The sequence below is a fragment of the Frigidibacter sp. genome (genome assembly GCF_030695035.1).
Taxonomy (GTDB): Bacteria; Pseudomonadota; Alphaproteobacteria; order Rhodobacterales; family Rhodobacteraceae; genus Frigidibacter.
In genome coordinates this window covers 209532-229484 of record NZ_JAUYTT010000014.1, presented here as the reverse complement: position 1 = coordinate 229484, position 19953 = coordinate 209532, and the positions used below count along the sequence as shown (strand labels likewise).

20 protein-coding genes are annotated in these 19953 nt (G+C 68.5%); 13 read left to right on the top strand and 7 right to left on the bottom strand.

The features are described 5' to 3' along the window. The first annotated feature begins 99 nt into the window (after positions 1-99). From Q8S30_RS15125 to Q8S30_RS15115, 3 genes are all read left to right on the top strand, one after another. Positions 100-552: a GNAT family N-acetyltransferase gene (locus tag Q8S30_RS15125; RefSeq protein WP_305666853.1), complete on the top strand. Its 453-nt coding sequence runs from the start codon at positions 100-102 to the stop codon at positions 550-552. Between the two features lie 67 nt (positions 553-619). Continuing rightward, positions 620-994, top strand: a complete 375-nt coding sequence (locus tag Q8S30_RS15120) for a CidA/LrgA family protein (RefSeq protein WP_305666852.1) — start codon at positions 620-622, stop codon at positions 992-994. Further along, entirely contained in the window at positions 991-1707 is a 717-nt protein-coding gene (locus Q8S30_RS15115) for an LrgB family protein (protein WP_305666851.1), read from the top strand. The genes Q8S30_RS15120 and Q8S30_RS15115 overlap by 4 nt, the downstream gene beginning before the upstream one ends. On the opposite strand, the gene Q8S30_RS15110 is transcribed toward Q8S30_RS15115, so the two are convergent. Beyond that, positions 1704-3392 carry a thiamine pyrophosphate-binding protein gene (locus Q8S30_RS15110; protein WP_305666913.1) on the bottom strand — a complete coding sequence of 563 codons (1689 nt, stop codon included), beginning with the start codon at positions 3390-3392 and terminating at the stop codon, positions 1704-1706. The genes Q8S30_RS15115 and Q8S30_RS15110 overlap by 4 nt on opposite strands. An 85-nt stretch (positions 3393-3477) precedes the next feature. Continuing rightward, positions 3478-4539, bottom strand: a complete 1062-nt coding sequence (locus Q8S30_RS15105; RefSeq protein ID WP_305666850.1) for an FAD-binding oxidoreductase — start codon at positions 4537-4539, stop codon at positions 3478-3480. A gap of 51 nt (positions 4540-4590) precedes the next feature. On the opposite strand from Q8S30_RS15105, the gene mnmD reads away from it, so the two are divergent. Then, positions 4591-5304 carry a tRNA (5-methylaminomethyl-2-thiouridine)(34)-methyltransferase MnmD gene (mnmD, locus tag Q8S30_RS15100; RefSeq protein WP_305666849.1) on the top strand — a complete coding sequence of 238 codons (714 nt, stop codon included), beginning with the start codon at positions 4591-4593 and terminating at the stop codon, positions 5302-5304. Next, positions 5301-6176 (top strand): DMT family transporter, encoded by an 876-nt coding sequence (locus Q8S30_RS15095; protein WP_305666848.1) that lies wholly within the window; start codon positions 5301-5303, stop codon positions 6174-6176. The genes mnmD and Q8S30_RS15095 overlap by 4 nt, the downstream gene beginning before the upstream one ends. 1 nt (position 6177) lies before the next feature. Here the strand turns inward: Q8S30_RS15095 and Q8S30_RS15090 are convergent, their stop codons facing one another. Next, positions 6178-8256: a lytic transglycosylase domain-containing protein gene (locus Q8S30_RS15090; RefSeq protein WP_305666847.1), complete on the bottom strand. Its 2079-nt coding sequence runs from the start codon at positions 8254-8256 to the stop codon at positions 6178-6180. A 161-nt stretch (positions 8257-8417) separates the two neighbouring features. On the opposite strand from Q8S30_RS15090, the gene dapA reads away from it, so the two are divergent. The 5 genes from dapA to Q8S30_RS15065 all read left to right on the top strand — a co-directional run bounded on the left by dapA (position 8418) and on the right by Q8S30_RS15065 (position 12679). After that, the gene (gene dapA / locus Q8S30_RS15085; protein ID WP_305666846.1) at positions 8418-9290 is read left to right on the top strand and encodes a 4-hydroxy-tetrahydrodipicolinate synthase; all 873 of its coding nucleotides are present in this window, start codon (positions 8418-8420) and stop codon (positions 9288-9290) included. A 152-nt stretch (positions 9291-9442) separates the two neighbouring features. Next, positions 9443-9919, top strand: coding sequence for an SsrA-binding protein SmpB (smpB, locus tag Q8S30_RS15080; protein ID WP_161342942.1), 477 nt, complete (start codon positions 9443-9445; stop codon positions 9917-9919). A gap of 13 nt (positions 9920-9932) precedes the next feature. Continuing rightward, entirely contained in the window at positions 9933-10562 is a 630-nt protein-coding gene (locus Q8S30_RS15075) for a glutathione S-transferase family protein (protein WP_305666845.1), read from the top strand. An 83-nt stretch (positions 10563-10645) separates the two neighbouring features. Then, positions 10646-11491 (top strand): 3-mercaptopyruvate sulfurtransferase, encoded by an 846-nt coding sequence (gene sseA, locus Q8S30_RS15070; protein ID WP_305666844.1) that lies wholly within the window; start codon positions 10646-10648, stop codon positions 11489-11491. A gap of 3 nt (positions 11492-11494) precedes the next feature. Then, positions 11495-12679 carry an amino acid aminotransferase gene (locus tag Q8S30_RS15065; RefSeq protein ID WP_305666843.1) on the top strand — a complete coding sequence of 395 codons (1185 nt, stop codon included), beginning with the start codon at positions 11495-11497 and terminating at the stop codon, positions 12677-12679. 171 nt (positions 12680-12850) lie between these two features. Here Q8S30_RS15065 and Q8S30_RS15060 read toward each other — a convergent pair whose 3' ends face one another. Both Q8S30_RS15060 and Q8S30_RS15055 read right to left on the bottom strand, forming a co-directional pair. After that, entirely contained in the window at positions 12851-14221 is a 1371-nt protein-coding gene (locus Q8S30_RS15060; RefSeq protein ID WP_305666842.1) for an ammonium transporter, read from the bottom strand. 27 nt (positions 14222-14248) lie between these two features. Next, positions 14249-14587: a P-II family nitrogen regulator gene (locus Q8S30_RS15055; protein WP_161342932.1), complete on the bottom strand. Its 339-nt coding sequence runs from the start codon at positions 14585-14587 to the stop codon at positions 14249-14251. Positions 14588-14926: 339 nt separating this feature from the next. On the opposite strand from Q8S30_RS15055, the gene Q8S30_RS15050 reads away from it, so the two are divergent. The 3 genes from Q8S30_RS15050 (at position 14927) to Q8S30_RS15040 (ending at position 18278) form a co-directional block, all read left to right on the top strand. Then, the gene (locus tag Q8S30_RS15050) at positions 14927-17188 is read left to right on the top strand and encodes a transglycosylase domain-containing protein (protein WP_305666841.1); all 2262 of its coding nucleotides are present in this window, start codon (positions 14927-14929) and stop codon (positions 17186-17188) included. A gap of 142 nt (positions 17189-17330) precedes the next feature. Further along, positions 17331-17777, top strand: coding sequence for a hypothetical protein (locus Q8S30_RS15045; RefSeq protein WP_305666840.1), 447 nt, complete (start codon positions 17331-17333; stop codon positions 17775-17777). A 288-nt stretch (positions 17778-18065) separates the two neighbouring features. Continuing rightward, a complete protein-coding gene (locus Q8S30_RS15040) occupies positions 18066-18278 on the top strand; it encodes a hypothetical protein (RefSeq protein WP_305666839.1) in 213 nt (70 codons plus the stop codon). A 50-nt stretch (positions 18279-18328) separates the two neighbouring features. On the opposite strand, the gene Q8S30_RS15035 is transcribed toward Q8S30_RS15040, so the two are convergent. Continuing rightward, positions 18329-18952 carry a phospholipid-binding protein MlaC gene (locus Q8S30_RS15035; protein WP_305666838.1) on the bottom strand — a complete coding sequence of 208 codons (624 nt, stop codon included), beginning with the start codon at positions 18950-18952 and terminating at the stop codon, positions 18329-18331. Next, positions 18939-19766 (bottom strand): VacJ family lipoprotein, encoded by an 828-nt coding sequence (locus Q8S30_RS15030; protein ID WP_305666837.1) that lies wholly within the window; start codon positions 19764-19766, stop codon positions 18939-18941. The genes Q8S30_RS15035 and Q8S30_RS15030 overlap by 14 nt, the downstream gene beginning before the upstream one ends. Positions 19767-19953 lie beyond the last annotated feature (187 nt).

Sequence of the window (19953 nt, the reverse complement as noted above, 5' to 3'; positions counted from 1 at the left end):
CCGATGGCCTGCCATGGTCGGGGCAAGCGCGGCGGGAGTCAATCGCCGCCACCCGATATGGCGGAACGGCGGACCGATGTCTCAACATTTGGGGAAAAGATGCGACAACAGGATAGGGATGATGACTTCCGCGAGGTGCTGTCGCTGATCCGCACGGCCTTTGCCTATATGGACGGGCGGATCGACCCGCCCTCGTCGATGGAGCGGCTGACGGTGGCCGATCTGGCAAGAGCCGCGGCCGAGGGCGAGGTCTGGGTCTCTGGCGATCCGGTCCTTGGCTGCGTGGTGCTGACGCCCGGGGCGGATGCCCTGCACCTTGGCAAGCTCGCGGTGGCGGAGGCCGCGCGCGGCACCGGCCTCGGGCGCGCGCTGGTGGCCCGGGCCGAAGCCAGCGCCCGGGCGCGCGGCCTGCCGGCGGTGCAGCTGCAATGCCGGGTGGAGCTGACCGCGCTGCACAGCTTCTACCGCGCGCTTGGCTATGTCGAGGTGGGGCGCAGTGCGCATCCCGGCTTCGACCGGCCCACAAGCATGACCTTCCGCAAGCAGGTGTAACGCGCGCCGTATTGCCTGCCCCCTGCCGCCGCGGCATGAAGGCACATCACCCACCCGGAGGCCCGCCATGATCCCCGCCCTTGTCACCCTCCTCGGCTTCCAGCTTGCGGGCGAGGTTGCCAGCCGTGCCCTTGGCCTGCCGCTTCCCGGCCCGGTGCTGGGAATGGTGGCGCTGGTCATCGCCTTCAGCCTGTGGCCCGCGCTGGTCGAGATAGTGCGGCCGGTGGCGCAGGGGCTGCTGGCGCATCTGTCGCTGCTGTTCGTGCCGGCGGGCGTGGGCGTCGTCGCGCATCTGCCGGTGCTGGCGGCCGAGGGGCCGGCGATTGCGGTGGCGCTGGTGGGCTCCACCGTCCTTGCCATCGCCGCGGGGGCGCTGGCCTTTGCCGGCGTCGCGCGGCTGACCGGCAACAGCGAAGGCGAGCCGCGCCATGACGCGCCATGACTGATCCCGCCCTGATCTGGAGCTATCTGGCGCAAGGCCCGCTGCTGTGGCTGACCGTCACGCTGCTGGCCTATTGGGCCGGCGATACCGCCTCGCGCGCTGCCGGACGGCGGCCGCTGGTCAACCCGGTGCTGGTGGCGGTGATCTTGCTGGCGGCGGTACTGGGGGCAACGGGCACGCCCTATGCCACCTATTTCGAGGGCGCGCAGTTCGTGCATTTCATGCTGGGCCCGGCGACGGTGGCGCTGGCCCTGCCGCTCTACGCCAATCTGGCGCGGGTGCGGCGCGCGGCGCTGCCGATGTTGGCAGGACTGCTGGCCGGGTCGGTCACCGCCGTCGTCTCGGCCCTCGCCATCGCCCGGGCGCTTGGGGTGGAGGGATCGGTGCTGGCCTCGCTGGCGCCGAAATCCGCCACCGCGCCGGTGGCCATCGGCATTTCCGAGCGGCTCGGCGGGCAGCCGACGCTGACGGCGGTGCTGGTGCTGCTGACCGGGATCATCGGGGCCATCGTCGCCACGCCCTTGCTGAACGCGCTTCGCATCCGCGACTGGCGGGCGCGGGGCTTTGCCACGGGCGTTGCCGCCCATGGCATCGGCACCGCCCGCGCGTTCCAGGTTCATGAAACGGCGGGCGCCTTCGCCGGCATCGGCATGGGCCTCAACGCGGTGCTGACCGCGTTGATCGCCCCCGCCATCCTGCGGCTGTTCCTTTAAGGCCGCTTCTCGGCGCGGATCTCGGTCAGCGAGGCCCCGGCCGACAGCGCCTCGGGGTCCATCCTGAGCTCGATCACCGCCAGCGTGCCAGAGGCGCGGGCACGGGCGAAGGCTTCCGGGAAGTCCTCGCCCCGCTCCACCACCTCACCATGCCCGCCATAGGCGCGGGCGAGCGCGGCGAAGTCGGGATTGGCCAGCATGGTGCCGGACACGCGCTCGGGATAGTGCCGCTCCTGATGCATGCGGATCGTGCCGTATTGGCCGTTGTTCGCAACCACGACGATGGGCGCCGACCCGTGCTGCACGGCGGTCGACATCTCGTTCAGCGTCATCTGGAAGCAACCATCCCCGGCCATGCAGACCACGGCCCGGCCCGGAAAGCGGATGCCGGCGGCGACGGCGGCGGGGAAGCCATAGCCCATGCTGCCAGAGGTCGGGGCCAATTGGGTGCCATGCTGCTTGAATCGGAAATAGCGGTGCAGGAAGGCGGCGTAGTTGCCCGCGCCATTGGTCAGGATCGCATCCTCGGGCAGGTTGGCCGACAGCCAGCCGACCACAGCCTCCATCTTCACCGCGCCGGGGGTCTCCTTCGGCTGTTGCCAGCGCTCGTAATCCAGCCGCGCGGCGGTGGTCCAGTCGGCCCACCGCGCCGGGGCTCCCTCGGGCGCGGGCGCGGCGGCCAGCGCCGCCACCATGTCGGCGGCGGGCGCGACAATGCCCAGATCGGGGCGATAGACGCGGCCGAGTTCGGACGCATCGGGATAGACATGCACGATGGTCTTACCCGGCGCTGCGGGGTCCATCAGCTCATAGCCGCGGGTCAGGCTGTCGCCGATCCGCGCGCCCAGAACCAGGATGCAATCGGCCGCCTGCAGCCGCGCGCCGAGCCGCGGGTTCATGCCGATGCCAAGGTCGCCCGCATAATGCGCATCGCGGTTGTCGATATGGCCCTGCCGGCGGAAGGGCACTGCCACGGGCAGGCCCCATGCGGCGGCAAAGCGCGCGAGGTCGGCGGCGGCGGTAGCATTCCAAGCGGTGCCACCAGCGATGACCAGCGGGCGTTCGGCCCGGTCCAGCGCCTCGGTGATCGCGGCAAGCTCCGCGGTGCTGACAGAGGCGGGCACCGGAGCCGGGGCGGCAATGTCGGGCACATCGGCCAGCGATGTCAGCATGTCTTCGGGCAGCGACAGCACCACCGGGCCGGGGCGGCCCGATGTGGCGATGTGGAACGCCCGGCTCAGGTATTCCGGGATCCGCGCGGTGCTGTCGATCTCGGCCACCCATTTGGCCAGCGGGCTGAACATGGCGCGGTAGTCGACCTCCTGAAACGCCTCGCGGTCACGGTGGCCGCGGTCGATCTGGCCGATGAACAGGATCATCGGGGTGGAATCCTGCCGCGCGACATGCACCCCGGCCGAGGCATTGGTGGCCCCCGGCCCACGGGTGACAAAGCAGATGCCGGGCAGGCCGCGGCCCCCGCCAGCGTTCATGTCTGCGGCATTCATCTTGCCATCCGCCTCGGCCATCATCGCCGCGCCGCCCTCTTGCCGGCAGACGATGTTGCGGATGCCGGACCCGTGCAGCCCGTCCAGCACCGCAAGAAAGCTCTCGCCGGGGACAGAGAATACCCGGCTCACGCCCTGAAGCTTCAGCTGATCCACCAGGATCTGTCCGCCATGCCGCATCGCCATCGACCCGCTCCTTACGCCCGTGCCTTGGTTTCGGCGGGGACCTTGCCCCCGCAAGCGGCCCTGTGCAAGGGCCCGAACGTCACAGGCTGTCCTCGACCCGGAAGCCATCCGGGATCCCGTCGCGCCCCTCCAGCACCAGATCGGCCATCACCTCCGCCACCTTCGGCGCGATGCCGAAGCCGATCTTGAAGCCGCCATTGGCGACGAAATGTCCCGGCCGCCCGGGCCATGCCCCCAGCATCGGCGCGCGGGTTCTGGCGCGGGGGCGGGCACCGGCCCACCGCTCCACCACCAGCGCCTCGGCCAGCGCCGGGCAGAGGGCGCGGGCCTTGTCGATCAGCGCCTCCAGCTGCGCGTCCACACTGTCCGGGGCATCGAACTCCCGCTCGGAGGTCGATCCGATGGCGACGCTGCCATCGGCATGGGGCACGATATGCAGCGCCTCCGCGAAGATCTGCGGCAGCGTGGTCACGTCAAGCGCCGGGCGCAGCAGCGCCGACTGGCCCTTGACCGCTGCGCCGATGTTGCGCCCCAAATCGGCCGACAGCGCAGCCAGCCCGGCCGCCCCGGTCGCCCAGACCTGCAGGCCGACAGGGTCGCACCCGCCGCCCTCCACAATCTCGCCCCCCCGCGCGCGGATGGCCGCCGCCAGCGCCGCCGCCGCCCGCCGCGGAGCCATCCGCGCCGTCAGCGTGTCCTGCGCCACGAAGCCGGAACCAGACGCCGGGCACCAGCCTTCGCCCGCCTCGCCTACCGGGAGCACCCGCCATTCCGCCCGGCCCTGCCACAGCGCTTCGGCCCCCTTGGCGCGGGCGCGCGCCAGATCCACCGCCGCCGCATCCGTCAGCGGCTGCAGCCGCCCGGTGCGGGCATAGCCGGGATCGGTGCTCCCCACCGCCGCGACCTCGGCCCAGAAGCCTTCCGCCATCAGCAGCGCCTCAAGCTGAAACGCCTTCTTCGGGTTCCACTGCTCGGGCACATGCGGGGCCAGCGCGCCGACGAGGCCACCCGACGAGCCGGCGCCGATCCGCGCCGCCTCGATCACCCGCACCCGCGCCCCGCGCCGGGTGCATTCCCACGCCGTCGCCAGCCCGAAGATCCCCGCGCCATGCACCGTTACATCCGGCCTTGCGTGTGCCATTGAACTTCCCCCGCTGCCCCGTCAGGATCGCCGCGAACAGGACTAGGGCAGATGACCGGCGAGAACCAGAGCAGCGGCGTGCAATGGCGGGACGGGATCGTGCCGGTGTCGACCCGCTTCGACGATCCCTATTTCAGCCTTGGCAACGGGCTGGCGGAAACCCGGCATGTGTTTCTCGCCGGCAATGATCTGCCCGCCCGCTTCACCCCCGGCTTCCGGATTGCCGAACTGGGCTTCGGCACCGGGCTGAACCTGATGGCCACGCTGATCGCCCACCAGAGCCAGCCCGGCCCCTTGCACTACACCAGCTTCGAGGCCTTCCCCCTGCCCGCCGCCGACATTGCCCGTGCGCTGGATGCCTTCCCCGAGGCGCGGGCGGTCGCAGACCCGTTCCTGGACGCCTGGGCTTTGGGCGCGCGCCGCTTCGATCTCGGTGCCATCTCGGTCGAAGTTATCATCGCCGATGCCCGCACCGCCCTGCCCGACTGGCGGGGACAAGCCGACGCGTGGTTCCTCGACGGCTTCTCGCCCGCCAAGAACCCCGAGCTGTGGGGCGAGCCGCTGATGGCCGAGGTCGCCCGCCACACCGCGCCGGGCGGCACCTTCGCCACCTACACCGCCGCCGGTTTCGTGCGGCGGGGCCTCGATGCGGCGGGCTTTGCGGTTGAACGCCGCCCGGGCCACGGCCATAAGCGGCACATGAGCGTGGGCGTGCTCCGCCCCCCAATCTCCGCTCTCCCAGAAGCACCCCGCGAGGCGACATGACCGACCAGAACACCCGCCTTGGCATCTTGCTGATGGTGGCCACCACCTTCGTCTTTTCGGTGCAGGACGGAATCTCGCGCCACCTCGCCGCGGAATACAACATCTACATGGTGGTGATGATCCGCTACTGGTTTTTCGCCGCCTTCGTGATGGCGGTGGCTTCGCGGGCCCCGGGGGGCCTGCGCGCCGCGGTGCGCACCGCCCATCCGCGCGTGCAGATCTTCCGCGGGCTGCTGCTGGCGGCCGAGGTCTGCATCATGGTGCAGTCCTTCATCCTTCTGGGGCTGGTCGAAAGCCATGCCGTCTTTACCTGCTACCCGCTGCTAGTGGCGGCCCTCTCCGGCCCGGTACTGGGGGAAAAGGTCGGCTGGCGTCGCTGGACGGCCATCGGCATCGGCTTCGTCGGGATGCTGGTGATCTTGCAGCCCGGGGTGGCGGTCTTCTCGCCCGCCGCGCTGATCCCGCTGGTCTCGGCCTTCATGTTCGCGCTCTACGGGCTCCTCACCCGCTATGTCTCGCGCAGCGATGCCGCCTCGGTCAGCTTCTTCTGGACCGGGGTGTCCGGTGCGGTGATCATGACGCTGATTGGCGTGTGGTTCTGGGAGCCGATGACGCTGGTCGACTGGGGCTGGATGGCCTGCCTCTGCCTGACGGCGGCGGGCGCGCATTGGCTGCTGATCCGCGCCTATGAGGTGGCCGAGGCAAGCGCGATCCAGCCCTTCGCCTATCTGCAGCTGGTCTTCGTGACCCTGCTGGGGCTGACGCTGTTCGGCGAGACGCTGCGCGCCAATGTGGCCATCGGCGCGGTGATCGTGGTGGGGGCCGGGCTCTTTACGCTGTGGCGCGCCCGCAAGAAGGGCGCGGCGGTCTGAACTACCGCCCCGTCAGGTCCTTGGTCAGCTGGATCGGCCCCGCCTCGCCCGTCAGCCGCGCGCGGTAGATGGGCAAGCTTTCCGCCACCCGCATCACGTAGTTCTGCGTTTCGGTGAAGGGGATCGCCTCGATCCAATCGACCACGTCGACAGAGGCCGCGCGCGGATCGCCCAGATCGCGGATCCACTGGCGCGGGCGGCCCGGCCCGGCATTGTAACCCGCAGCCACCAGCGCAGTGGCGGGCCCGAACTCCTCGGTCAGCTGCGCGAGGTAGGCTGCCCCCAGCGAGGCATTGTAGCGCCAGTCCGAGGTCAACCGACCGGCCGCATAGGGCTGGCCGGTGGCGGTTGCCATCATCTTCGCCGTGCCGGGCATCACCTGCATCAGGCCAAGCGCGCCGGCATGGCTGACCACGTCGATGTCGAACTCGCTCTCGCGCCGGGCAATCGACAGCGCCAGTTCGGGGGCCACCGGCAGGTCCATCTGTTCCAACCCGTTCAGCGGGAAATAGGCGGCGGGCAGCACCAGCCCCTGCGCGGCGGCGGTCTTGGCGACCATCAGCGCCAGATGCGGCCGCTGCTGGCGCAGGGCATGGCCGGCCAGCCGTTGCAGATCGGCCGGCGCAAGGCTTTCCGCCAGATGCAGCAGGAACCGCTCGCCCAGATCGCCCTCGCCTGCGGCATAGAGCAGCTCGGCGGCCTCGAAGACCGACGTCGCGGCGAAGGCCGCGCCCTCCAGCGGCGGATAATCCTCGCGCCCGGCAAGGGCCGGGTCGAGCGGGAGACCCAGCCGTTCCGCGGCCATCAGCCCGTAGAAGCCGGTCTGATACTCGGCGGCGAAGGCATAGGCGGCGCGGGCTTCCTCTTCGCTGCCAAGCTCGTCATAGGCGCGGCCCTGCCAGTATCCGGCGCGGCCAAGGCTGATCGGGCTGGCCACGGCTGCGCGGAAACGGGCGAAATGGGTCAGGGCGGTATCCGGGTCATCCAGCTTGCGCAGCGCGATGTAGCCAGCCAGCCATTCGAGATCGGCGTAGCTGCTGCCGGCGGTCAGATGGTGAGTGGAGGCGATGCGATAGGCGCGGGCCGGATCGCCCACCCGCATTTCCCGCCGCGCCAGTGTCGCGCGCCAGCTGGCCCAGCCTTGCGGCGTGCCAAGCGCCTCGGCGCTGGTCGAGCGTTCCAGCAACAGGTCCGCCGCCTCGTCATAAAGATCGCGCGAGATGCGCCAGCGGAAGCGGTCCTTCGCCAACCCCGGCGAGGCGGCCATATGCTCTGGCACAGCGGCGATCAGCGTATCGACGCCGGGGGTCTTTGCCTGAAGCGCGATGCGCGCTGCGGCCACGGCCCGCGTGCCGGAGGTGACCAGTGGCAGCATCCGCCGCGCCTCGGCCAGCCGGCCCGCATCCAGCGCCGCGGCGAGCCGGCCGCCGTGGTGATCGGCCAGCACAGGGCCAGCGCGGGCCAGCAACGCTGTCTCCTCTTCCTCCGTCAGGGCCAGATAGCGCCAGGCGCGCACCGCCTCGGCCTCGGCCGCGGGCGCGCGGCCCGCCTCGGTCAGCGCCGCCATCAGCGCGAGGCTGCCGGTGCCGGTCTGCGGCGCGCCGGCCGCGAAGAAGGCAAGGACATCCCCGGCCGACTCACCCTCCAGAATCGTCGCCTCGGCCTTCTTTCGCAAGAAGGTCAGCCCGGGCCAGTCGGGGCGGCGCTCCAGAAACGCGACATAGTCGGCGAAGGTGACACTGCCGGTAGCCGCGCGCAGGCGCTGCCATTCCAGGATGTCGGAGGAGATCGGCCCCGCCACCCGCGCCTGCCCCATCGCCACCGGCCAATCCCCCTGCGCCGCGGCGATCAGCGCCTGCCCGAGGGCGGCGGGATCTTCGGCCGAGCGGGTGATTTCCAGCACCAGCGCGGGAGAGGGAGGCGCCGCGGGCGGCGGCAGCGCGGCCCGGGTGGGCGCAGTGCTGGCAGCGGTCGAGGAGTTGGGCGGCGCAGCGTCCTGCGCCTGCACCGCTGGCACGGCAAGGCCAAGCGACAGCGTCGCGGCAAGGACATGGCTGCGGGTCACGGCGGTGCGGATCATCTGAACTTTGGCTGCTGCTTCTTGGTTTGGCACAATCCTACCGGGCACACCGCCAGCCACAACACACAAACTTGGCAAGTGCGCGCCGGGTCGCTAGGTTCCGCCGCGATCTCACCCGGCCGAGTCAGCGACTGACCCGGCCCAACCATATGGAGCGTGTCATGTTCAAAGGGTCCATCCCTGCCCTGGTCACGCCGTTGAAGAACGGCGCAGTGGACTATGACACGCTCAAGAAGCTGGTCGAATGGCATATCGCCGAAGGCTCCAGCGGCCTTGTGCCGGTGGGCACGACCGGCGAGTCGCCGACGCTCACCCACGAGGAACATGGCGCGGTGATCGAGGCAGTGGTCGAGGCGGTGGCGGGCCGCATCCCGGTGATCGCCGGGGCCGGGTCCAACGCGACAGCCGAGGGCATTGGCCTGATCCAGCACGCCGAGGCGGTCGGCGCCGATGCCGCACTGGTGGTGACGCCCTATTACAACAAGCCGACGCAGCGCGGGCTGATTGCGCATTACACCGCGATGCATGATGCCAGCGCCCTGCCCATCATCATCTACAACATCCCCGGTCGGTCAGTGGTGGACATGTCGCCCGAGACGATGGGAGAGCTGGCCAAGCTGCCGCGGATCGTCGGCGTCAAGGACGCGACCGGCAAGCTGGAGCGGGTGAGCCAGCAGCGCATCACCTGCGGGCCGGAGTTCATCCAGCTGTCGGGCGAGGATGCGACGGCGCTTGGCTTCAACGCGCATGGCGGGGTGGGGTGCATTTCCGTCACCGCCAACGTCGCGCCGCGGCTTTGTGCCGAGTTCCAGGCGGCGACGCTGGCGGGCGACTATGCGCTCGCGTTGGAGTACCAGGACCGGCTGATGCCGCTGCACGAGGCGATCTTCATCGAGCCGGGGCTGGTCGGCGCGAAATACGCGCTGTCGAAGCTGGGCCTGTGCAGCGAGGAGGTGCGGCTGCCGCTGACCGGCCTCTTGGATGCGACCCGCGCCCGCATTGATGCGGCGATGCGCCATGCGGGGCTGATCTAGCGGCGGGCGGGGACGCGGGGGGCCAGCCCCCCGCACCCCCCGGCCGGGGAGGGGCGCGCCCCTCCCCGGCACCCCTCTGCGGATATTTGGACCAGAACGAATGGGGAGGGGCACTGGACAGGGAAGCTGTCACCCCCTATCTCGGGCCGATCATGGCCGTACAGCACGATCCAAACTCCAAAGTCATCGCCGAAAACCGCCGCGCGCGGTTCGATTACGCCATCGAGAGCGATCTCGAGGCCGGGATCATGCTGCTTGGGTCGGAGGTGAAATCGCTGCGCAAGGGCCAGTCGAACATCGCCGAGAGCTACGCCAGCGTCGAGGGCGGCGAGCTGTGGCTGATCAACAGCTATATCGCGCCCTATTCGCAGGCCGGCGTCTTCGGGCATGAGGAACGGCGGCGGCGCAAGCTGCTGGTCAGCCGCAAGGAGCTGTCGCGGCTGTGGCAGGCCGTGGGGCGCGAAGGGATGACCCTGGTGCCGCTGGTCATGTATTTCAACGACAAGGGCATGGCCAAGCTGAAGATCGGCGTCGCCAAGGGCAAGAAGCTGGCCGACAAGCGCGCGACCGAGGCCAAGCGCGACTGGGACCGGCAGAAATCCCGGATCATGAAGCAGGGGCATCAGTGATCCGGCGGCACCCGTGATCCGGCTGGCCGGATATCGCTACAGCATCTACACAAGGATCGCCCGGCTGGCCCTGATCGAGAAGGGCGTGGCGCATGAGCTGGCCGAGACCGACCCGTTCGCCGACCCTCCTCCTGCAGACCTGCTCGCGCTGAACCCGTTTGGCCGGGTGCCGGTGCTGGAGCATGAAGGCTTCACGCTCTACGAGACGGCGGCGATCCTGCGCTATGTCGATGCGGCCTTTCCCGGCCCGGCTCTGGTGCCGTCTGACCCGCGCGCCGCGGCGCGGATGGCACAGGTGATCGGCATTGCCGATGCCCATGCCTACTGGCCGCTGGTGCGGCAGGTCTATGCGCAGCTGGTGTTCCGGCCCTATGAGGGCCTCGCGCCTGACCCGGCCGAAGTGGCGGCAGGCCTTGCCACCGCCGGGCCGGTGCTGGAAGCGCTGGAGGCGATTGCCGCCGAAGGGCTGCAACTGGCGGGCGGGCCGCTGTCGCTGGCCGATCTGCATCTGGCGCCGATGATCGCGGCCTTCGCCTCTTCGCCCGAAGGGGCGGCGCTGCTGGCGGCGCGGCCGGCGCTGGCCGGATGGTGGCAAACGATGGCGCAGCGGCCAAGCATGATCGCCACCCGCACCGGGCGCTGAGCCCGCCCTCCCCGCTTGCCCGGCAAAGCCTCCCGCGATAGACGGGAACGGATTTCAGGACCAAGTGACGGGAAGGGCAAGCCATGGACGATCCGAAGACTCTGGTATCCACCGACTGGCTCGACGCGCATCTGCGCAATCCCGATCTGCGCATCCTCGATGCCTCGTGGTATCTGCCGGCAATGGCGCGCGATGCGAAGGCCGAGTTCGGGGCCGGCCATATCCCCGGCGCGCGCTTCTTCGACATCGACGAGATTTCCGACCAGCGCTCGGAACTGCCGCACATGTTCCCGCCGGTGGAGAAGTTCATGAGCCGGATGCGCGCGATGGGCATCGGCGACGGGCATCAGGTGGTGATCTATGACGGCGCTGGCATCTTCTCGGCGCCCCGCGTGTGGTGGACCTTCCGGCTGATGGGCAAGACCGATGTCGCGGTGCTGGATGGCGGGCTGCCGAAATGGAAGGCCGAGGGCCGGATGATCGAGGATCTGCCGCCCTTCGTGCGCGACCGGCACATGACCGTGCAGCGCCAGGCGCAGCTGGTGAAGGATGTGACGCAAGTCGCCGCTTCCTCGAAGCTGGGCGATTGGGAAATCATCGACGCCCGCAGCGAAGGCCGCTTCCGGGGCGATGAGCCCGAACCGCGCGCCGGGCTGCGGCAGGGGCATATCCCGAACTCCAAGAACCTGCCCTTTGCCCGCCTCATGAACGCCGATGGCACGATGAAGGCCCCCGATGCGCTGAAGGCGGAGTTCGTGGCGGCGGGGGTCGATCTGAAGAAACCGGCCATCACCAGCTGCGGGTCGGGCGTGTCGGCGGCGATCCTCAATCTGGCACTGGAGCGGATCGGGCACCGGGATCATGCGCTCTATGACGGCTCCTGGGCCGAATGGGGCATGTATGGCGACCTTCGGGTGGCGAAAGGATAGCGGATGCTCTCGAACCTCAAGCCGCAGGCGGCGGACAAGATCCTGGCGCTGATGGGCCAGTTCAAGGCCGATGAGCGCGCCGGCAAGATCGACCTTGGCGTCGGCGTCTACAAGGATGCCACGGGCCTCACGCCGGTGATGCGCGCGGTGAAATCGGCCGAGCAGCTGCTGTGGCAGGCCGAAACCACCAAGACCTATGTGGCGCTGGCCGGCGATCCGGCCTTTGGCGCGGCGATGGCCGGGCTGATCCTGGGCCCGGACTATCCGGGCGCGCGGCTGGCGGCGGCGGCCACCGTCGGCGGCACCGGCGCGATCCGGCAGGCGCTGGAGCTGATCCGGCTGGCGAACCCGCAGGCCACCGTCTGGCTGTCGGATCCGACCTGGCCGAACCATCCCTCGATCATCTCCTATCTGGGGATGAAGCAGGCCACCTACCGCTATTTCGATGCCGAGACCCGCGGCGTGTCCTTTGCCGCGATGCTGGAGGATCTGGGCCGCGTCGCCCCGGGTGATGTCGTGCTGCTGCATGGCTGCTGCCACAACCCGACCGGCGCCAACTTGACCCTGCCGGAATGGGCCGAGGTCGCGAAAGTGCTGGAGCGGACCGGGGCGATCCCGCTGATCGACCTGGCCTATCAGGGCTTTGGCGACGGGCTGGAGGCGGATGCCGCCGGCACAAGGCTGATCGCCGAGGCGCTGCCCGAAGTGCTGATCGCCGCCTCCTGCAGCAAGAACTTCGGCATCTACCGCGAGCGCACCGGCGTGCTGCTGGCGCTGGCGCCGGACACGGCCGTGCGCGACCTGACGCAAGGCACGCTCGCCTTCCTCAACCGCCAGAACTACAGCTTCCCGCCCGATCATGGCGCGCGGCTGGTGACGATGATCCTGGGCGACCCGGCATTGCGGGCCGAGTGGGAAGCAGAGCTGGAAGAGGTGCGGCAGGCGATGCTGGGCCTGCGCGAGGATCTGGCGCGCGAGCTGCGGGACCGCTCCGGCTCTGACCGCTTCGGCTTTCTGGCGCAGCACCGCGGCATGTTCTCACGCCTTGGGGCGACGCCCGAGCAGGTGGAGCGGCTGCGGGCCGAGCATGGCATCTACATGGTCGGCGACAGCCGCCTGAACATCGCCGGGCTGAATGCGGCGACGGTGCCGGTGCTGGCGCAGGCGATTTTGGACTGCGGGATCTGAGAGCTGCCTTCATCTGAATTGCAAAGGGCCATCCGTCGGGATGGCCCTTTTGCTTTCCTCTGCGGCACGAAAAAAGGCGGGGCCGAAACCCCGCCTTCAGGAAGCGCGCAGCGGGAGGAGGTGCCGCGCGGGAGTATCTGGCCGGCCCGGCACAAGGCCGGGCCCGCGCGATCAGCTGTGATAGGCGCTTTCGCCATGCGAGGTCTGGTCCAGACCCCGACGCTCGTCATCCGCCGAGACCCGCAGGCCGCCGGTGAGCATCTTGGTGATGTAGAGCAGGACCAGCGAACCGACGCCGCTCCAGACGATGGTGATGACCACGCCCTTGATCTGCGCCATGACCTGCGAGCCCATCGTGCCGGCTTCGGTGATGAAGCCGGTGCCGCCCAGCGATTCCGCCGCCAGGATGCCGGTGCCGATGGCGCCGACGATGCCGCCGATGCCGTGGATGCCGAACACGTCGAGGCTGTCGTCATAGCCGAACTTGTTCTTCACGACCGCCACGAAGAAGTAGCAGGCGCCGGAGGCGACGAAACCGAGGACCATCGCGCCCATCGGGCCGGTGGTGCCACAAGCCGGGGTGATGGCGACGAGGCCAGCCACCAGACCCGAGGCAGCGCCGAGGCCAGAGGCCTTGCCGCGCGCCATGACTTCGATCAGGCACCAGGCCAGGATCGCGGCGGCGGTGGCCAGGAAGGTGTTCAGCACGGCCAGCGTCGCGCCGGCAGTCGCCTCGAGGTTGGAGCCGGCGTTGAAGCCGAACCAGCCAACCCACAGCATCCCGGCGCCGACCATGGTCAGCGTCATCGAATGCGGGGCCATCATGTCCTTGCCGAGGCCAAGACGCGGGCCAACGACGATCGCCGCGACCAGTGCCGCAATACCGGCGTTGATGTGAACCACGGTGCCGCCGGCAAAGTCGATGGCGCCCATGTTGAAGATCAGGCCCGCAGCATCCCAGACCATATGCGCGACCGGGAAGTACACGAAGGTCGCCCAAAGTGCCGAGAACAGCAGCACCGCCGAGAATTTGATCCGCTCGGCAAAGGCCCCGATGATCAGAACCGGGGTGATGGCCGCGAAGGTCATCTGGAAGGCAATGAAGATGTATTCCGGCAGCACGATCCCGTCAGAGAAGGTGGCGGCGGTGCTGTCCAGCGTGACGCCGGAGAGGAACATTTTCGCCGTGCCGCCCCAGAACGGCGAGGTGCCGCCGCCGAAGGCGAACGAGTAGCCGTAGATGACCCAGATCACCATCATCAGCGCCGCAACCACGACCGACTGCATCAGCACCGACAGCATGTTCTTGGTGCGCACGAGGCCGCCGTAGAACAGCGCCAGGCCGGGCACCGTCATGAACAGCACCAGCACCGAGGAGATGATCATCCAGGCCACGTCGCCCTTTTCGATGATCGGCGCGACTTCGGCCACCGCTTCCACGGCGGCTTCCGCGGCGGGGGCCGCGTCCTGCGCAAAGGCAGGCAGGGCCGCGCTCAGCGCAAGCAGCGCCGCCAGGCCCGAAAGTTTCTTGAAGTTCGACATCTTGTTGCTTCCCCTGTTCCCTGGCTCTCAGAGCGCGTCGTCGTTGATTTCGCCGGTGCGGACGCGCACGGCCTGTGCCACGTCGAGCACGAAGATCTTGCCGTCGCCGATCTTGTCGGTCTTGGCGGTCTTCTGGATCGTGTCGACGACCTGATCGGCCAGGGCATCGCTGACCACGATCTCCAGCTTGACCTTCGGCACAAAGTTCACGGCATATTCGGCGCCGCGGTAAATCTCGGTGTGACCGGATTGCGAGCCGAAGCCCTTGACCTCGGTCACCATCATGCCGCGCACGCCGATAGCGGTGAGCGCTTCGCGCACCTCCTCGAGCTTGAACGGCTTGATGGCTGCGATGATGAGTTTCACGTTCGTTATCCCTTCCTTTGGCAGCGCCTCGTCGGGAGGCGCCAAGGCCAACCCACGGCCGCAGAAGGCCGCTTTCACGCCGCCGTTACAAGGAATCGCACTGCCTGCGCGGGGTGCGACACAAGCGTATTTGCACAAAATTTGCACAATTTATGCGAAGCGGTGAAACTTTGTGCAGAACGCAAACCGAATCGTGAAGCCAAACCGCTCCACAACCGGGCGCGCTGCCTGTATTGTCCGAGGCAAAGAAACGACAGTCGGGCCCAGCCCGGACTCGTATAAAGTGAAGGCCGGGCAATCGCCCGCGCGTGGCAGAAGTATCGGGCAGGTGGGCGCAAGATGACGGGATCGGGCGGGAAGAAGCCACCATTGGTGGCAGACCGGCGTTATGGCGCGGTGCGGGGCACGGCCGCGAAGCCGACTGCGAAGCCTGCAGCCAAGGCGCCTGCCAAACCGGCGGCGCAAAAGGCACGGACCCGGGCGTCAGCGCGGCGGCGGTCCTCGAATCCCGTTGTGCGGCTGGTCGGCGGGTTGTTCCGAACGGTCTGGCGGGTGATCTGGGGAATCGGCTGGCGCGTCACCGCCCTGGTGGCGGCCGGGCTCGGCATCGTCACCTGGTATCTCTACACCCAACTCCCCCCCGTCGAAACGCTTCTCGATGCCCGCGCCCGCGGCTCTGTCACCATGCTCGACAATACCGAGCAGGTCTTCGCCTGGCGCGGCGAGACGTTCGGCGGGCAAGTCACGTCTGACACGGTCTCGAAGCACCTGCGCAACGCGGTGATAGCAACCGAGGACAGGCGCTTCTACCGGCATTTCGGCATCAGCCCCCGCGGCATCGCCAGCGCCGTCCGCATCAACCTGTCCGAAGGCCGCGGCGCACTGGAGGGCAATGGCGGGTCCACCATCACCCAGCAGGTTGCCAAGCTCCTGTGCCTCGGCGTGCCGTACGACGCCAGCCAATGGGAGTCGGAAGCCGCCTATGAGGCCGACTGCCGCGACTCCACGGTCTGGCGCAAGCTCAAGGAAGTGCCGTTCTCGATGGCGATGGAGGCGAAGTACGGCAAGGCCGACGTTCTGACCATCTACCTCAACCGCGCCTATCTGGGCGCCGGTGCCCGTGGCTTCGAGGCGGCGGCGCAGCGTTATTTCGGCAAGTCGGCGGCGAATGTCACCCCGGCCGAGGCGGCGATGCTGGCGGGCCTTCTGAAGGCGCCCTCGCGCTATGCCCCCACCGCCAACCTGCAACGCTCGCAGGAGCGCGCCAACCTGATCATCGGGCTGATGGAGGATCAGGGCTACCTCACCAAGGCCGAGGCCGATGATGCCCGCGCCAACCCCGCCCGCCTGTCCGAGGCGGCGGCGCAACAGGCCGGCGGCTACTTCGCCGACTGGATCATGGAATCGGGCCCCGATTTCCTGACCCGCGACACGACCGAGGACGTGATCATCCGCACCACGCTCGACAAGCGCCTGCAATCCGCAGCCGAAGGCGCGCTGGCCTACGTTTTCGAGACCAAGCTCAAGGAGGGCTCCAACGCGCAGGCGGCCATCGTGGTGATGTCGGCCGATGGCGCGGTCCGGGCAATGGTCGGCGGGCGCAACACCGCCGCTGCCGGCAGCTTCAACCGCGCGACGCAGGCCAAGCGGCAGACCGGATCAACCTTCAAGCCCTTCGTTTATGCCGCCGCGCTGGAAATGGGCTACCCGCCAAGCTCGACCGTGATGGACGAACCGCTGACCATCAACATCCCGGGCTCTGGCCCCTGGTCACCGCAGAACTACGAAAAGGGCAAGTATCGCGGCCAGATCGACCTGCTGACCGCACTGGCGCAGTCGGTCAACACCTCGACCGTGCGCGTGCAGGAAGCCGTGGGCCGCGACCTCGTGCGCAAGATCGCCACCGACCTTGGCTTTGCCCATGACCTTGCCGACGGGCCGGCGCTGGCGCTCGGCGCCTCGGAATCGACGCTGATCGAGATGACCGGTGCCTATGCCGGCTTCCTGAACGGCGGCACCGCGGTGAAGCCCTACGGCATCCTGGATCTGCGCCTGAAGGACGACGAGGTGCCGCTGATGGGCCAGGATGGCGGCTTTGGCCAGCGGGTGATCTCGGAAACCGCTGCCCGGCAGCTGGTCTACATGATGAGCCAGGTGATCGAGCGCGGCACCGGCGGGCGCGCCAATCTGGGCGACCGCCCGGCAGCAGGCAAGACCGGCACCACCTCGGCCGCGCGCGACGCGTGGTTCATCGGCTTCACCGCCGATTACGTGACCGGCGTCTGGATGGGCTATGACGACAACACCCCCCTGTCGGGCGTGACCGGCGGCGGCCTGCCGGCCGAGATCTGGCGCGAGGTGATGGTGCGCGTGCATGAGGGCCTGCCGATCCATGAACTGCCGATGGACCGGCCGACGCAGGCCTACGGCCAGGCCCCCCAAACCCCCGCCCCCGACCAGCAGCCTGTCCCGGGCGCCGAATGGCAGGCCCAGACCGCGCCGATGCCGCAGCAGCAACCCCAGCCACAGCGCCAGCGAGAGCCGGATGTGGCAGAGCAGATCCTGATGGAGGTTCTAGGGGGGCTTCTGGGGCGGAACTGAGGGGCGGGCAGAGTGTCAGGGTGCGGAGGGGCTATACGCCCGGCACCGCCAGCGACTAGGATCCTTAGCCGGGGCCCTTGGCGAGGCAAGCGGGCGCGCCCATAGTATTCTGGACTGCATGGTCGGCTAATGGGGACAAAAGATGCCCACATCTCCTCCGTCCCTCAAAGTCGAACCGACCGGTGAAAGCGCCGTGTATTGCGATTGTTGCGGCAATCAGAGCCGCACCATCTGGGGGTTCGTCCACGAAGGCGAAGGCGCCATTGCAAGCTACTTCCTCCAGTGGACGGTTGGAGCACCGCTTTCGACCCACCCCGCCAACTTCGACCTGATCTATGGCGCTTGGGGCGAGGGCGAGGGCGAGGGCGCCAGCAAGATGGACCGATACGCGGTGTCCATGGTCTACTTCGAGGGTGATTCGGGACCGGCCATTTCGGTCATCGATGCGGCCGACCGCCCCGTTGCAAAAAGTGAGCTCGTAGGCACGGTGCTCAGCCGCGATTGCATCATCGGAACCCCGCTGGCGCAGCGTGTGTTCGCAATTTTCGATGCGGTCCTGCTGCAGGACGAGCGTCTAGGCGGACATTGAGGGGGGCTTCTGGCCCCGGAAGGCTTGTCCACGCCCGGTCCTTCATGCACGAGGATCGGCATCCAGTTGTGACACATCGCCTCGTAGATCTGCACGGGAACCATGCCCCACCCCGCGCGTTTCTTGCCGACACCTTCCGGGGCCATGACCGGCCGGGTCTTCCTCGGCCTTATCCCCTGCCTGATGCACGATCGGCCCTTCGTGCAGGGCGTCACCGCCTGCGCGAACACTGCACCGCGTCGGCGCCGGCGTGGTGTTCTCAAACCCTGGGCAGGCAAGGAGCGACCAATGGCCAAATTCGTGATCGTGATGGGCGCCGCGCCCCATATGAAGCTCCTGGCCTCGGGCGAGGACTTCTCGACCTCCGGCACCCCGATGGCCTTCGACAGCCATGACGCGGCCTATGCCTACCTGCTTGAGCATACCGAGGATGCGCCCCTGAAAGGCGTCCGCGGTGAGATTGTCGAAGACCTGTCGCTGGAAGCCCAAGCCCCCGAATAGCAAAGGGCGGAGGTCACCCCCCGCCCCGCAGATCCGTCAAGCCAGTGCCGTCACCCCATCGCGGGCAGGTCGGCGATCAGCTGGTCGAGATTGCCGCGCCGCGCATCCAGCAGCGCGCCGATTTCGGTGCGCTCCGAGGCCAGCATGTTGACGCCCTCGATGATGATGTTGAAGAACAGGTCGCGCCCCGAGCGGTCCGACACCTGGAAGCGCACCTCGAACGGCGCCTCGCCGCGCAGATAGGCGGTCGAGATGACCTCGTAGAAGCTTTTCACCTGCTGCGCGCCGGTGACCTCGATCTTGCCGCCGATGAACTCGCGGAACCGCCGCCCGTACTTGCGCGAGATGTAGGTCTGGAACGCCTTGGTAAAGGCCGCCATCTGCGCCGGGCTCGCCTGCCGCGCCGCAACCCCCAGGGCGCTTTGCGCGATGATCGCCACATCGGCATAGCGCGCGAAGATCTGCTCGAACGAGGCGAACATCGCCGTCTCGCTCTGGCCCGAGTTGATCACGCCATTGATCTCGCCCACCGCGCGGTCGATCATCGCCCGCGCTTCGGCGGTGTTCAGCGCCAGCGCCCCACGCGGCGCCAGCGCCGCAAAGGCCACGCCGCCAGCCAGCAGCACCATCACCGAGCGCCGGGTCAGGCTGCGGGGGGCATCATTCCTGGGCATTGATGTCATCATAGGGATCATAGCTGTTGCTCTCTGCCTCGGTGCCAAGCTCGAACCGGCGGTTCTGAAGATACAGCAGCCGGGCCTGCGCATAGCTATCCGCACTTTCGTACAGAAGGGAGTCGATGGTGTCCGAATAGCGGTAGCGATCACCGACAAGTGAAAGACCCTTCGCGCCCAGAACATAGTCGGATTCGGGGCTGTTGATCGCCGCACCGACCGGGTCGAAAACGAAGTCCACCACCGCCCCGATCGTGTCGCGCACCGTCGAGGGCCCGCGCAGCGGCGTTTCCATATAGGGCCCCTCGCCGACCCCCCAGACATGCAGCGTCTCGCCGAAATCGGTGTCGTCCTCAGCCAGTCCCATCTCGGTGGCCGGATCGAGGAAGCCGGCCAGCCCGAAGGTGGAGTTGACGAGGAACCGGAAAGCGTTCTTGCCCGCAGGCTCGATCCGGCCCTGCAGCAGGTTGTTGGCAACCGCCGCCGGCAGGCCCAGATTGTCCGAGAAGTTGCTGATTCCGCCACGCACCGGCCCCGGCACCACTGTGCCGTAGACCTGCGAGGCGGGACGCAGCACCACCCGGTCCACGCCCTTGTTGAACCCATGCACCCGGCGGTTATGCGCCTCGGCCGGGTCGTTGAACCCGGCATCGCGGCTGGCAACCTCGGCGCCTCCGCAGGCGGACAGCGCCAGCGCCGAGGCCAGAACGACGGCCAGCACGGCCGGCTTGCGCCCGCGCCGCGCAGCGGGGTGTCCAGCGGGGGCAGTGCCGCGGGTCAGGGCGGCATCGGCGAAGGGGGGCAAACTGGTCAAAGGAAATCTCAATGCATTGGAGGGCATGTTCGCAAGATAGTGGCAGATACGGCGAAGCCCAGCCCCAGCCGCCGCATTGCAGCGGCGCTTGTGGCAATCGGGTGACAAACCCGGCGACCTTTCGGCGGATCGCCGCCGGATCGGGCAGGCACTGGGCGGGGCGGCAAGGCGTTCGGATGGAGCGGGG